We start from the raw sequence: 14900 nt of genomic DNA, 5'->3' as shown, positions 1-14900 counted from the left end.
TCTCTTCTTAAAACAAACTTAATTAATTAAATTATACTTTTAATTTTCAAGAAACACAAACTAATCCGAAGAATTCTTTGTTTTGTCATTCAAATGTAATATAACAGAAAACGAAAAGTAACATTGATTTATTCTTACCACCACATAAAAAACAGCTGCCTCCAACCTGCAGACAGCTGTCTTTATCATTCAAACAATGATTGGTGTCTATGATAATTGATTGTACGTATTCACAACATTTTCTACTGTAAATCCAAACTCTTCTAAAATTTTAGCGCCAGGAGCAGATGCACCGAAATGATCGATGGTAATCGTTGTTCCTTCTGTGCCCACATAGCGTTCCCATCCGAATGATGCAGCAGCTTCGATCGCCACGCGTTTCTTCACTGCTTTAGGAAGTACGCTTTCTTTGTATTCAGAAGATTGTTTTTCAAACAGGTCGAAGCTTGGCATAGAGACAACAGAAACATCTTTCCCGTTTTCTGCCAATTCTTTTTGAGCTTTCACAGCTAAATCAACTTCAGAACCAGTTGCAATCAAAATACCTTCTGGTGTTTCTCCTTTAGCTGGAGAAAGAACGTACGCGCCTTTTTTGACCATTTCATCTGCTACTTCTTTTGTAGAAGGCAATACAGGAAGGTTTTGGCGGCTCAATACAAGGATAGTAGGCGCATCAGTAGTCTCCATCGCCACTTTCCAAGCAGCACGCGTTTCATTTCCGTCTGCTGGACGAATCACTTGGACACCAGGCATGCAACGAACAGAAGCTAATTGTTCAATCGGTTCGTGTGTTGGTCCGTCTTCTCCGACAGCAACGGAGTCATGTGTCAAAACGTAAACAACAGGCGTATGTTGAATCGCTGCTAAACGAACAGCTGGTCTTAGGTAATCGACAAAGACAAAGAATGTTCCGCCATAGATACGAGTTCCGCCATGAAGTTGGATACCATTCATAGCCGAAGCCATCGCAAATTCGCGAACGCCAAACCAGATGTTACGTCCTTCATAATGTTCAGGAGTAAAATCTTTATCAGCAGCTACCATTGTATTATTGGAACCTGATAAATCTGCTGAACCGCCCCAGAAACTTGGTATAGCTTTCGATAATTCTTGGATGACTTCTTTACTTGAAACACGGCTTGCTTGACTGCTTCCTACTTCATAAGTTGGCAATTCTGCATCCCAGTTTTCTGGCAGTTTGCCATCAAAGGCATCTTCAAATTGTTGTGCCAATTCAGGATAAGCTTTTTTATAATTGGCAAACATTTCATTCCATGCATCTTCAGCTTTTTGTCCTTCTTCTATCATTGTTTGATGGAAGCGGGCAGCTACTTCTTCGGGAACAGTGAAGTCTGGATAATCCCATCCGTAAACTTCTTTAGCCATCTTGATACCCTCTTCGCCAAGAGGAGCACCATGAACAGCAGATGTTCCTTCTTTAGGAGCACCGTAGCCGATGACTGTTTTTACTTCGATCAACGTTGGTTTATCTGTTTCAGCTTTTGCTTGTTCAATCGCTTTAGAGATTGCTTCTAAGTCATTTCCGTCTTTTACTAAGATATGTTGCCAGCCATATGCTTCATAACGAGCACCAACATTTTCTGTGAACGCTTTTGAAGTTGGACCATCTAATGAAATATCGTTTGAATCATATAAAACGATTAATTTACCTAACTTCATATGACCTGCCATCGAACTTGCTTCTTGAGAGACTCCTTCCATCAAGTCTCCATCCCCACAAATTGCATACGTATAATGATCCATTATGTTGAAGTTTTCTTTGTTATAAGTTGCTGCAAGGTGTGCTTCTGCCATCGCCATACCAACAGCCATTGCAATCCCTTGGCCTAATGGGCCTGTAGTAGCTTCTACACCATCTGTATGATGGACTTCAGGATGTCCTGGTGTCTTAGAATCCCATTGACGGAATTGTTTCAAATCATCAATTGTCACTTGATAGCCAGCTAAATGAAGTAAACTATATAACATTGCTGACCCATGTCCTGCTGAAAGAATGAAACGGTCGCGATCAGCCCAACTTTTGGATGTCGTTGGATTTACTTTTAGGTGTTTTGTCCATAACGCATATGCCATAGGTGCTGCGCCCATCGGCAATCCAGGATGTCCTGAGTTTGCTTTTTGGACTGCTTCAATACTTAATGTACGAATTGTGTTAACGCCAAGTTGGTCAATTTTGTCAAACAAAATAACCCCTCCTATTAATTTAGGTTTTTTTTACCTTTATTTCTTACACTCTCATTCTATAAGATGTCACACGAAAAAGCAATCATTTTCAGTATTTTTTACTAAAAGTTGTCATTTCGGTTGTGTAAGCCTTTTTTCTTTTGGATTTCTTTTAATTTTTCCGGGGTCACGTCATTGCCCTCAGGATCGACGATTTTCATTCCTTCGATATGATGACGCATACCGGAACGAAAAGCTTCCAAATACTCTTTGCGCAAGTTGATTTGTTCTTGTTCTTCGGCTTTCGAGAGACCATTTTCCTTCTTTTTACGTGCGAGTTCATTGATCCGCTCTATTTTTTCAGGTGACAGCATGCTCAGCCCTCCTTTTACTCTCCTTCATATTATATAAAAACTGAAAAAAAAACAACTAGATAAACTAAATAAAATACGAACATTCGTTTGATTTAGCGCTTTTTATATGGTACTATTTATTTATCAAGTGAAAGAAGGTGTACCTTGTGGCCCGACAAACTGAATCAAGACAAATTGAAGTCTTACGTTATATCCATGAACAAGTAACCCAAAAAGGATACCCGCCAACTGTCCGTGAAATCGGGGAAGCTGTTCAGCTTTCTTCTACTTCTACTGTTCACGGTCATCTTGCACGGCTTGAAAAAAAAGGGTTTATCCAAAGAGATCCGACGAAACCTCGTGCAATCGAGTTGACAAAACAAGGTTTAGAAAAGATTGGGATTCGTCCAACAACTATACCAGTACTTGGCGTAGTAACAGCTGGAGAACCAATTTTAGCAGTAGAGGATGCTTCGGACTTCTTTCCGATCCCTCCTAATCTTTCTTCTGAAGAAGGCAGTCTCTTTATGCTGACGATTCGTGGAGATAGTATGATCAATGCTGGAATTTTGGATGGCGATAACGTGATCGTTCGGAAGCAGGAAACTGCACAAAACGGTGATATCGTCATTGCAATGACTGCAGAGGATGAAGCGACTTGCAAACGATTCTATAAAGAAAAAAACTACTTCCGTCTTCAACCTGAAAACGACTTACTCGAACCAATCATTTTAGATCAAGTATCTATATTAGGACGAGTAGTAGGGCTCTATCGTAGTCATATCTATTAATTAGTACTAAAAAAGAAAATTGTTTAAAACCGAGTTTGAGACCATTGTCTCAAACTCTTTTTTCGCCCAAGTTCTTCTTCTTTCAAATTTTTATCACTTCCCTCTTTACAAACCGAACAAATATTCGTATACTAAATACACGAACAATTGTTCGTATAAATTAACGAGGTGAGAATTCATGAAATCAATGAGACGTCTTGGCTTAGTATTAACTGTTTTGTTTTTAGGTATTATTATTGGTAATTTCGGCATACGTCCAGCTTTACTTGTGTTTGTTCCGTTATTTACTTTGTGGTTCATGTTGTGGGATGAAAAGAAGTACCGTCAATCTGAGCGGCGCAGAATTCATGAAGATCATTTCTATCATGAACCCTACTACAGATCCAGGCAATCATAATGAGGATTGACTGCTAATTGTTCAAAAGACAAAAAGTTAAACTTTTACGAGGGTGTGACAAAAATCGGTCACATCCTTTTTTTCGAACCTTTACTGGACTTTGACTGGTTCCATTTATAAAAAAATAGCGACCCTCAAGCGTCAGAGTGCCTATCTGACTTTTGAGGGTCGCTTTAAAATCGCTTTTTCTACTTAATATTCCATTAATGTAATAATGTCGTATCCTTTGATTTTGTCGCGTCCATGGAGATCCATCAATTCGATCAAAAATGCGCAGCCTACGACTACACCACCTAATTGTTCGATCAGTTCGATTGTCGCTTTGATCGTTCCACCAGTAGCCAGCAAATCGTCACAAATCAGCACACGTTGACCTGGTTTAATGGCATCCTTATGCAATGTCAATGTATCTGTTCCATATTCTAATCCATAAGTCACTTCGATGGTTTCTCGAGGTAATTTTCCTTTTTTGCGGACTGGTGCAAAACCGACTCCTAACTCATAAGCAACAGGACATCCTACGATGAACCCACGTGCTTCTGGTCCAACTACCATATCAATTCGTTTTTCTTTTGCATAATTTACGATTTGCTTCGTAGCTTCCCGATAAGCGTCACCATCTGCCATCAGCGGGGAAATATCTCGGAACACAATTCCTTTTGACGGATAGTCGGGAATACTGGCAATATAATCTTTTAAATCCACTCTTTGTTTCCTCCTAGGTTGTTAACCATTTCTTTATGGTAGGAATATCGCTCAAAAGCAAAAATTCCTCAACTTTGATTTTATTTAGCCGCCGCTGGTATAATTTGCTCTCAGTCAAAGGATGACTTTCTGGGCTGGCGACTTTTTGTAAAACACCGTTCTCTATTGTAACAAATTTCAATTCAAAAAACACCTGTATCATAAAAATTAATAATTTTTCAGGGATACGCAAATATTGAGCTACTGCTTTTATTTTATGACGTATATCTATTCGTTCTTGAGAATGGATCAATTTAAACAATTTTGCGTACTGTTCTCTTGTGCCTACCCCATTCAAATAAGCCTCATCAGGTGAAATCCCCATCAGATAAACACGATTGAATGAATAAGACCCAAAGACTTCTTTCAGCTTTGCTAAATCATCTGGACAATCCATAATAACCAGAGATTTCGGTTTTCTTTTTTCAATTACTGCGTGTATAGAATCCATTCCTTCGAAAACAATCGCCGTTTCTTGGATGCGCTCCGGCACGAATTTCAACGTCGAAGAATCAAAAGCTAAATAAAGACTGTCTTCAGATGTTCGGCTCTGTTCACGGAAACGTTTTGCCCGCCAATCAAATACCTGCAGACCACCTACTGCAAAATCAGATACCATCAGTTGCGGTTTCTTACGTCCATTCCATTCATTGATCGAAAGCTTTCCTACTACATCTACTAGATTATTCAGTAGTTCTTCTTCTTGAGTTCCAAAACCAAAAGCGACCGCATCAAGCTGACTAGATTCATCGGAAAGGACAAATTTCAGATGCTGTTGGTTTGCTCCGATTCTTTTGACATTCGCTGCTTGGACTTGCCGAAATAAAAATTGAGGTAAAGGATTATCTGTACCAAATGGCGCTAATAATTTTAGTTCATCAATACGCTCTACTGTTACTTCATTCGGAAGTAGCACTTCATCAATTCTTAATTTAGGACCTCTTGTCAAATCGATTTGACGATCGACTATATATTGGTTCATCTTCTCCTGTAGTATTGTGACATTTTCACTTGGCATCGTTAATCCGACTGCTGCATGATGTCCTCCAAAATAAGTAAATAAATCCCGCATCTGGTCAAGCATTTCAAAAAGGTTCAAGGCTTCAACACTACGTCCAGAACCTTTAGCTGATCCGTCTTCTTTTAAAGTAAGAACAAGCGTTGGTTTACCAGTTTCGTTCATTATTTTTCCTGCAACAATACCTAAAACACCTTCATGCCATCCTCGGTTTACCAATAGATGGATATGATTCTCCTTATTGACCATTGCTAATGCTTCTTCTGTTATCTGCTCTACGATTGCTTTTCTTTCTTCATTGATTTCATTCAATTTTTTTGCTTGAATGGATGCCTCTTCTTCGTCAAACGTTGCAAGCAATGAAACGGCAGGTCGCGGGTCACCCATCCGACCAATAGCATTTAGTCTGGGCGCAATCGAAAAGCCGATCGTTGTTTCGTCTGCATCTCTCATTTTTACGCCACTTTCTTCAAACAGCGCCTGAAGTCCTATCCGTTCTGAATGATGGATGGCATCGATTCCTAATGCAACAAGGATTCGATTCTCATCAGTCAATGAAACTAAATCGGCGATCGTTCCTATCGCTACTAAATCCAAAAATTCTGCAGGTGGTTCTTCCAACAATGCAGAAGCTACTTTGAATGCTACTCCGACTCCTGCCAGATCTGGAAATGGATATTGCCCCGCTGGATGACGAGGATGAACAATCGCATAGGCGTCTGGTAATTTCTCAGGTAGCTCGTGATGGTCTGTAATGATCACGTCTACACCAGCTTGCTGAGCATATGCTACCGCATCATTTCCTGCTACCCCGTTATCAACAGTGATGATCAGCTGGATGCCTTCTTGGATCTTTTCTTGGTATACCGATTGGTTTGGTCCATACCCATGCTCAAATCGATTTGGCAAAAATACTTCTACTTCTGCGCCAAGTAATTCCAGTGTTTCTTTCATTACCGTTGCACTGGTGATTCCGTCTGCATCATAATCACCGTAAACGAGGATTTTTTCTCCACTGATTACAGCTTCTTGTATTCGACTGATTGCTCTATCCATATCGTGCATCAGATACGGATCATGTAGTTCTTGTTCTTTTGGATGTAAAAATCGGTTGATATCCTCTTCCTCATGGTAACCTCTTTGCCACAGTAACTTACCGACAAATGGAGATAATTTCAGTTCACGAATCATTTGGAGAAAGGATTCAGAAGGCTCTGTCTCGCTTAACTTCCAATCAAAATTTGCTTGTCTCACTTTCTCACTCCTAACTTAGTTATTATAGCAAAGGAAATCAGCAAAAAAAAGCAGAAAGAAAGAATAAAAATAGATCAGATCCGCTAGACTGATGTTCAGCAGGACCCGATCTTTTATACGACCATTTATGAAATATCCCTATTAGTCAAAATAATTGAAGCTTTGTTTTGGCGCTTGCGTTTTTTGTTCTTCCGGTGCTTTCAATTGACTGATTTGTGCTGTTTTCGCTTGTAATTCCGCCTGATAAGCAGCTTCTAACTCCGCGCGTTCGTTTCTAAACTCGCGTTGCTGTTCTTCTTTTGCTTCTTCAATTTTCTTTTGCAGATCTGTTTGGTATTCTGATATTTCCTGAGTCAGCTGCTTGATTTGCTTTTTTTGCTGCCATAGTGTTGCCGAAGCAGTCAAGAATACAATCAGTGCACCAATCAGCGCAGAACCGATAATCACTAAGATCAACGGTGCAGAAAAGGAAGTGAAGCCAAAACTTACAGGGACATTTTTATTGTTCAATACAGCAAAAAGAACAATAATCAAAACTAAGATAAATCCAAGAATCACATTGCTTTGCTTTTTCAATTCCTCCACCTACTTTTTGTTAAAAATTCCGCTGGCTAAATAATCACCAATCGTTGGAAACAGCGTATAAAATTTTGATGCAACTTCTAAAATAAACGGTTGATTGATTTCCCGTTTTGGATGTCTCATATTGCGGACGATCATTTTTGCCAACTTAGTGGGTTCTAAAACGATTTGCCCGACTTTTTCCAAATAGCTTCCGCTTGGATCAGCCTTGTCAAAGAAATCTGTCTCGATTGGACCTGGATTTACTGTCGTAACAGCTACACCAAGTGGTTTCAATTCTAATCGCAAGGCGTTGGAAAAACCAAGGACTGCAAATTTCGTGGCAGAATAAACCGTTGATTTTGCAGTTGCCATTTTTCCAGCCATTGAGGCGATATTAATAATATGTCCTTGTCTTCTTTCTGCCATATCGATCGCAAATTTTTGTGTCAAAACCATCATTCCTAAGATATTGACTTCAAACATATCGTACGCTTTTCCAAGATCGAATGTAAGGAAGTCCTCGAAAATACCAAAACCAGCATTGTTTACCAGAATATCGACACGTCCAACTTCTTCCATTACTTTTTCATATAGTTCATCCACACTATAAGGATCGCTGACATCTACTTTGAAAGCATAAGCCTCTTTGCCGCTCAAGCGTCTGCACTCGTCTCTGACACCTTCTACAAATGCCATTCTTCGTGCGCAACTTATAACGATTGCTCCTTGCTTTGCTGCTTCATAACAGATTTGCGCGCCTAGACCACCTGAACTACCTGTTACTAAAACAACTTTATCTTCTAAATTCATGCCTCATCCTCCTCACGAAATGGTATCTCAATGCTATCAAAATCTTTCATGATCGTCGTGTTTTCAAACACTTCTTTTGCTTCTTTTTCAAGCTCTAGAGCTGCTTTTCCTAAATATCTTGCACTGATATGAGTAAGCAACAGCCGTTTTGCCTGCGCTTCTTTTGCAACTTCAGCAGCTTGATGAGTCGTAGAATGGAAATAGTTATGCGCCATTCTTGCTTCATCTTTATTAAATGTGCTTTCATGTACCAAAATATCACTGTTTTCCGCAAGCACAACAGAATTATGTGTTTTTCTCGTGTCGCCTAAAATAGTCACGATCCGCCCTTTTTTATTTGGGCCTACGAAATCTTTTCCATTGATCGTCCGACCATCTTCTAGTTGGATCGTTTCCCCTTGCTTCAGCTTGCCGTACAGGGGTCCAGCCGGAATGCCTAATTCTTTCAGACGATCCACCTGCAATTCTCCTTTATGATCATGTTCAACCACACGATAACCGAAACTGTCGATTCCATGATTTAGTTTTTTTGCATAAACAGAAAATTGCTGATCAGTAAAAATCGGGTCTGTTTCATTTAACTCGATGAATTTCAGCGGATAACTTAACCGTGTTTGCGAAATGCCTAAAGAGACTTTTATGTATTCCTCTATCCCTTTTGGCCCGTAAATCTCTAATGGCGTATCCCCACCTTGAAATGAACGGCTGCTGATGAGTCCGGGAAGCCCAAAAATATGATCGCCGTGTAAATGTGTAATGAAAATTTTACCGATTTTTCTCGGACGGATAGTCGTTCGCAAAATCTGCATTTGCGTGCCTTCACCACAGTCGAATAACCAAACTTCATTACGTTCGTCTAAAAGTTTCAATGCTATACTTGTCACATTTCTATGTTTTGCAGGAACACCTGCGCCTGTTCCTAAAAATTGTAATTCCATAATCTACCTGACTTTCTTTAAGTTCCTCTTTAATTTTAGGGGAAAAAGATAGGATAATCAACCGTAAGTCGATAAAGGCTTCAAATAAAAACGATGTTCCTCTGTGATAACGTTTTCTTTAAACTCCATTGTAAAAACAGCAGCGAACCCTTTTGAGATTCTCTGCTGTTTTTATTAATTTGAAGATTCGGAACTCTCATTGTCATCGGAAGATTGCGGATGTTTGTCCTCCCAAGTCTTTTGGGCAGCTTCTTTCGCCTGCTTTTCGGCTTCCTTCGCATCATGCACATCTTTTTCGACATCTTCATAATCCAAACGGGTAATTTCTCCGCCTAATTCCATCATCACTAATTGATTCAATGGACGATTGTCTTCTTCATCCGCAATCAAAATCAGTCCTGTAGCTCCTTCACCGATTTTATTTCCTACAAAGTCGAACACAGTCTGAGCATCTTTTATTTCTTTTGCATCTTGTGTCGCACCGATCATCCCTCCAGCAAACCATCCTAATAAAATCCCTAGCGGCCCACCTAATACACCAACCAACATACCAATCAACCCACCAGTAGAAGATTTGTTATTCCCAGTAAAGTCGATAAAATCTTCTATTTTGAATTGATGGGTTCCATTGGGATCATGGCTGACAACGGCCATCTGTTCTCCTTTGATCGAACGAACAGCATGTAGTTTTTTGATTTCTGAAAATGCCTGATACGCTTGGCTTTCTACTTGAAAATTTAAAATGATTACTCGCTTGCTCATTGAAAACGCCCCTTTCATACCTTCTTGTTATTTATTTTACCTTTAATTGTAAAATAAGAAAAGAAAAGCACTCTTTCCTACCCAATAAAAAGGAGAATGGCCTCAGCCATACTCCCCTTAGATTCGAAACTATATTTTTTGGTATTTGTTTTTATTTGTTTGCCTATTCGACAAATTCAAATTCAAATTCACCGATACGGACAAGGTCGCCATCTTTCGCCCCACGTGCCCGAAGTGCCTCATCCACACCCATACCACGTAATTGACGAGCAAAACGCATTACCGTTTCATCATGATCGAAATTCGTCATTTGGAATAATTTTTCGATCTTCTCACCGGATAAGATCCACGTTGCATCTGAATCACGATCGATTTGGAACTCAGGACCTTCTGGATTGAATCCATAGTGTACAGTTTCTTCTTCCAGTTCTTCCTCGTACAATGGGAATTCTGGCGTTACTTCTAACAAGTCTGCTGTAGCATTCAATAACGCATCCAATCCTTGTCGAGTCACTCCAGAAATTGGAAATACTGGGATATCATCAGCGAATTCGTCTTCTTTTTCCTTGTTCAGCTGTTCTTTGAATTTCACTAGGTTTTCCTGTGCATCCGGCATATCCATTTTGTTTGCCACAATGATTTGCGGACGCTCTAACAAGCGTAAGTTGTAAGTAGATAATTCTTTGTTGATGGCAAGATAGTCTTCGTAAGGATCTCGTCCTTCCATCCCACTCATATCGATCACATGTAAAATAACTCGCGTTCTTTCGATATGACGAAGGAATTGTGTACCTAGTCCAACACCTTGCGAAGCTCCTTCAATCAACCCTGGCAAGTCTGCTGCGGCAAAACTTCTGCCATCACTTGTAGTAACCATTCCCAAGTTAGGGACGAGTGTCGTGAAATGATAAGCGCCGATCTTTGGACGAGCAGATGAAATCACAGATAGCAAAGTCGATTTTCCAACAGATGGAAAGCCTACAAGCCCAACGTCTGCCAATACTTTCAATTCCAGTTCGATTTTTCGTTCTTGTCCTGGTTCCCCGTTTTCAGCAATTTCCGGTGCAGGGTTCCGAGGAGAGGCAAACCGGATATTTCCTCGTCCGCCACGTCCCCCTTTCGCCACAACTAGTGTTTGACCATTTTCAATCAAATCTCCTAAAAGAGCACCAGTCTCTGCATCTCGGACAGTGGTTCCTTGCGGTACTTTCACATAGGTATCTTCTGAACCACGGCCGTGCATCCCTTTACTCATTCCATTTTCACCTGGCTGCGCTTTGAAATGGCGATTAAAACGAAAGTCCATCAATGTACGCAAACCTTCATCGACGATCAAGATGACATCACCGCCACGACCACCGTCTCCACCAGCCGGTCCGCCGTCAGGAACGTATTTTTCGCGACGAAATGCAACCATTCCGTCTCCGCCCTTGCCAGCTTTCACATCGATCGTTACTTGATCTAAAAACATGGACATAATTAAGTCCTCCTATTATTCAATTTATTTATTTGACTGCCTGAATTTCCACAATAAACAAAAGTCTTCCTTATTTTATCGGTGAAATCTGTTTTTGTCTATCATTTCAGCAAAAAGATTGATTGCCTTCTTCTTTTTTTATTATTTGGTAAGGTTTCCAACCATTTTTCTGCTATCGAGTATAATTTTTTGACAAAATATGCTTTGCGTAGCAGAATAACAGTGTATTAATTGTATTAATTGAGGATGCCGTTTCATAGCACCCCTAATAAAGGAGGAACTTTTGATATGACAGTAAAAGTAGGTATTAACGGATTTGGGCGTATCGGCCGTCTGGCTTTCCGCCGCATCAAAGAAGTATCAGATGATATTGAAGTAGTAGCAATCAACGACTTAACAAGTCCAACTATGTTAGCACAATTATTGCAATTTGACTCTACTCATGGTACTTATCCTGGCACAGTTACTGCAACAGAAGACTCAATCGTAGTGGATGGCGAAGCAACGCGTGTTTATGCAGAACCCGACGCAAGCAAAATCCCTTGGGTAAAAGAAAACGGTGTAGATATCGTACTAGAATGTACTGGTTTTTATACATCTGAAGAAAAAGCGAAAGCGCATTTAGATGCTGGTGTCAAACGAGTAGTTATTTCTGCCCCAGCTGGTGCAATGAAAACTATCGTCTATAACGTCAATGATGATACATTAGATGAAAACGACCGAATCATCTCAGCAGGTTCATGTACAACAAACTGTTTAGCACCTATGGCTTATTTCTTGAATAATGAATTTGGGATCGAAGTTGGTACAATGACAACAGTCCATGCCTACACTTCAACCCAAATGCTGTTAGATGGACCAGTAAGAGGCGGTAATTTACGTGCTGCTCGTTCAGCTGCTGACAACACTATTCCACATTCTACTGGTGCTGCAAAAGCAATCGGCTTAGTTATCCCTGAGTTACAAGGAAAATTACAAGGACATGCGCAACGTGTTCCAGTCGTTGATGGTTCATTAACTGAATTAGTTTCAGTATTGAAAACCAAAGTAACTGCTGATCAAGTAAATGAAGCAATCAAAAAACACACAGTTGACAATCCTTCATTTGGGTATGATGATCGTCAAATCGTTTCTAGCGATGTCATTGGCACAACTCAAGGTTCGATCTTTGATCCAACCCAAACAGAAGTAACAACTGCTGGCGATTTCCAACTTGTCAAAACTGTTGCATGGTATGACAATGAGTACGGATTCACTTGCCAAATGATTCGCTTACTAGAAAAATTCGCTAACTTGTAATTTAATAAATCAAACAATAAAACAAGCCTTTGACTGGGTCCAGTCAAAGGCTTGTTTCTTTTTATCCTCTTGCATTTAAACTAGTTCAATGAACATATTGGTTTAAAAATTGTTGGACTACTTGCTGATACTTTTCAGGATCTGTCTTGTATGCTTCCGCATGCTCGGCTCCTTTTACAACATACTTTTCTTTTGGCCCCTTCGTTGCACGATAAACCTTATCCAACATTTCAAATGGTACAAATGTGTCTGCGTCTCCATGTATAAATAGCATCGGACGCTGGTTTTTCTTTAATTGATCCACTGCACTTGCCTCACCGAAAAAGTAGCCGGCACGGACTTTTGTCACTAGACTCGTTACTTGCATAAGCGGAAACGCTGGAAGACTAAACATATCGTCTAGCTGATACGCAAGCTCATCATGGACAGAAGAATAACCGCAATCTTCAATAATTGCTTTTACGTTATTTGGTAATTTTTCTCCGCTAGTCATCATGACAGTTGCTGCCCCCATGCTGACACCATATAGAACGATTTCTTGCGAGTTTCCATTTTCTTCTAACACTTTGTTGATCCACTGCACATAGTCTTTGCGCTCTGGCCATCCAAATCCAATATAATCCCCTTCGCTTTTTCCATGCCCTCTTGCATCTGGAACAAGGACATTGTAGCCCATATCATGGAACATCTTTGCATAATTGGTCATCGTTTCAGCATCTCCCATGTAGCCATGAGCAACTAGAGCTGTTTTTTCACTTTTCGTTTCAGCAGGAAGATAAATCGCTGATAATTTCAGACCGTCTTTCGAAGTGATTGTCCAATTGCTTCGGTTCTCTTTTGAACTAAACCACTTATGTGCATCCGTTTCTTTGGATGTCTGTGTTGTACCTGGTGTATCTTCATCTAAAAAGTCTTTCTCAGACGGCACGACAGCATAATTATAAAAATAATTCCCTGCAAACAATAGCGCAACGATTAGAACTAGGGCAACACCTAGAAGGATTTTCATCCAAAGTTTCATAAATTATCCATCTCATTTCTCTTTTTTCATCTAACCTTGAATTAGTATAATCAAAGAATCTCTACTATGCAATGTTCATTTTTATAACCTATAAAAAAGCAAAATAAAAAAGCAGAAATAACTGGCTATTTCTAGCGGATTATTTCTGCAGCAACTCATTATCTATTTTTTATTTTCAATTAATTTAAAGCTTGACCAAGGTTTCAAAAAGTCAAGGAGGAACAGTTCGTCATCAGAAATTCTTCCTACGACATTGACCCGTCCGTCATTTTTCATGTCCTTCAAGGCGATTTGTGTTTCTCCCTTATATTGACCATACCCTTCATTATCAATCAGCACATCACCATGATGCATATCTCGCGTATTGTGAGGTGGAAAATCTTTTTCTTTATAATATACACGAGTCATCGTCGAACGAAGGATATACTCTGAGCGATCTCCTCGATAACTGTGGAGATTGTCAAACAAGCAGATTCGTTCGTTTTCTGTAATCCCTTCTTCCGTATCTACTTTCAATGTTGGATAATCTGCATTAAATGCTGCTGCCATTTCTTTCAATTCTTCTTCGCTTGCATACGCATTTCCAATAGAAATATCATCAATCAGCCCTGTAAGGATCAAATGCTTCACTTGTGTAGCAATCTCAAGGTCTCGGTGGTCTTCTAGTGTGCACAAGCCATCTTGTGTAGGCCAAGGGCCAAACTCAGCGGATTGCGAATTGACGAACGCCATCGTATTCAAATTATATTTTCTAAATTTTTCTGAACAAAAAACAAAATGGTCGTAGCCTAAACCAGAATATCGATGAGGATAAAAATTATGAGAACCTAATAAATTATCCGTGTTTGGCGAATAACTCATGATGTTGTCAACATAATTCGTGCCCGAACTCATATTGATCTCGATTTTGATACCGAAAGGATTACGCGTCATTTTTGCTTCTTCTGCTCCGGTGAACCCGATATCCAAGCGAACTCCATAGGCACCCATCTTATGGAAAAAGGATAAGTCATCGTAAGAAATCTCCAACTGTTCAAATAACGCTGGATTGATATCTACCATTACTTCCATGCCTAGGCTATTCGCATAATCAACTACTTCTTTAAATTCTGAAAGAACTTTTTCTTTGTCGTCGTTGATCTGCAGTAAACTGGTAAAAACCCGTTTATACCCATACTTATGAGCTAAATCCAAGTACGCTTTGTCCTTTTCAAATGTTGATCGTTCTGGATAAATCGAGATTCCTAATTTTCCCATATTACCATTTCCTCCTGCATCTTTTCGTTTT

At 39.8% G+C, this 14900-nt stretch carries 14 protein-coding genes; 3 read left to right on the top strand and 11 right to left on the bottom strand.

Going from position 1 to position 14900, the window contains the following annotated elements; all coding sequences use genetic code 11:
* Positions 1–207: 207 nt before the first annotated feature.
* Positions 208–2205 carry a transketolase gene (gene tkt / locus RWU19_RS11180; RefSeq protein WP_123838193.1) on the bottom strand — a complete coding sequence of 666 codons (1998 nt, stop codon included), beginning with the start codon at positions 2203–2205 and terminating at the stop codon, positions 208–210.
* A gap of 101 nt (positions 2206–2306) precedes the next feature.
* Complete coding sequence (locus RWU19_RS11175; protein WP_002309377.1) at positions 2307–2558, bottom strand: DUF896 family protein; 252 nt, start codon at positions 2556–2558, stop codon at positions 2307–2309.
* Between the two features lie 146 nt (positions 2559–2704).
* Here RWU19_RS11175 and lexA point away from each other — a divergent pair, with 146 nt between their 5' ends.
* Together lexA and RWU19_RS11165 are read left to right on the top strand one after the other, a co-directional pair.
* A complete protein-coding gene (gene lexA / locus RWU19_RS11170) occupies positions 2705–3328 on the top strand; it encodes a transcriptional repressor LexA (RefSeq protein ID WP_002309378.1) in 624 nt (207 codons plus the stop codon).
* Between the two features lie 178 nt (positions 3329–3506).
* Positions 3507–3725, top strand: a complete 219-nt coding sequence (locus tag RWU19_RS11165) for a hypothetical protein (protein ID WP_002297436.1) — start codon at positions 3507–3509, stop codon at positions 3723–3725.
* Between the two features lie 192 nt (positions 3726–3917).
* On the opposite strand, the gene RWU19_RS11160 is transcribed toward RWU19_RS11165, so the two are convergent.
* The 7 genes from RWU19_RS11160 to obgE form a co-directional block, all read right to left on the bottom strand.
* Positions 3918–4430 carry an adenine phosphoribosyltransferase gene (locus tag RWU19_RS11160; RefSeq protein WP_002295813.1) on the bottom strand — a complete coding sequence of 171 codons (513 nt, stop codon included), beginning with the start codon at positions 4428–4430 and terminating at the stop codon, positions 3918–3920.
* 13 nt (positions 4431–4443) lie between these two features.
* Positions 4444–6741, bottom strand: coding sequence for a single-stranded-DNA-specific exonuclease RecJ (recJ, locus tag RWU19_RS11155; RefSeq protein WP_123838192.1), 2298 nt, complete (start codon positions 6739–6741; stop codon positions 4444–4446).
* Positions 6742–6882: 141 nt separating this feature from the next.
* Positions 6883–7326: a lipopolysaccharide assembly LapA domain-containing protein gene (locus tag RWU19_RS11150; RefSeq protein WP_002390566.1), complete on the bottom strand. Its 444-nt coding sequence runs from the start codon at positions 7324–7326 to the stop codon at positions 6883–6885.
* On the bottom strand, positions 7327–8115 hold the full coding sequence (locus RWU19_RS11145) for an SDR family NAD(P)-dependent oxidoreductase (RefSeq protein ID WP_002329154.1): 789 nt from the start codon (positions 8113–8115) through the stop codon (positions 7327–7329).
* Positions 8112–9053 carry a ribonuclease Z gene (gene rnz, locus RWU19_RS11140; protein WP_002313806.1) on the bottom strand — a complete coding sequence of 314 codons (942 nt, stop codon included), beginning with the start codon at positions 9051–9053 and terminating at the stop codon, positions 8112–8114. Before rnz ends, RWU19_RS11145 begins: the two co-directional genes overlap by 4 nt.
* A gap of 174 nt (positions 9054–9227) precedes the next feature.
* A complete protein-coding gene (locus tag RWU19_RS11135; RefSeq protein ID WP_002309384.1) occupies positions 9228–9815 on the bottom strand; it encodes a hypothetical protein in 588 nt (195 codons plus the stop codon).
* Positions 9816–9978: 163 nt separating this feature from the next.
* The gene (gene obgE / locus RWU19_RS11130; protein ID WP_002295805.1) at positions 9979–11292 is read right to left on the bottom strand and encodes a GTPase ObgE; all 1314 of its coding nucleotides are present in this window, start codon (positions 11290–11292) and stop codon (positions 9979–9981) included.
* Positions 11293–11580: 288 nt separating this feature from the next.
* Between obgE and gap the strand changes: the two genes are divergently transcribed.
* Positions 11581–12591, top strand: a complete 1011-nt coding sequence (gap, locus tag RWU19_RS11125; protein ID WP_002309387.1) for a type I glyceraldehyde-3-phosphate dehydrogenase — start codon at positions 11581–11583, stop codon at positions 12589–12591.
* An 85-nt stretch (positions 12592–12676) separates the two neighbouring features.
* Here the strand turns inward: gap and RWU19_RS11120 are convergent, their stop codons facing one another.
* Both RWU19_RS11120 and RWU19_RS11115 read right to left on the bottom strand, forming a co-directional pair.
* Positions 12677–13612, bottom strand: a complete 936-nt coding sequence (locus tag RWU19_RS11120) for an alpha/beta hydrolase (protein ID WP_024635159.1) — start codon at positions 13610–13612, stop codon at positions 12677–12679.
* A 162-nt stretch (positions 13613–13774) separates the two neighbouring features.
* Complete coding sequence (locus RWU19_RS11115; RefSeq protein ID WP_002315099.1) at positions 13775–14869, bottom strand: DUF871 domain-containing protein; 1095 nt, start codon at positions 14867–14869, stop codon at positions 13775–13777.
* Positions 14870–14900 lie beyond the last annotated feature (31 nt).

Origin of the sequence: Enterococcus sp. 2STP (genome assembly GCF_032465635.1) — a bacterium.
GTDB lineage: Bacteria > Bacillota > Bacilli > Lactobacillales > Enterococcaceae > Enterococcus_B > Enterococcus_B lactis.
The sequence above is the reverse complement of the archived record's forward strand: the minus strand, read 5'-3'. Positions and strand labels throughout refer to the sequence as shown.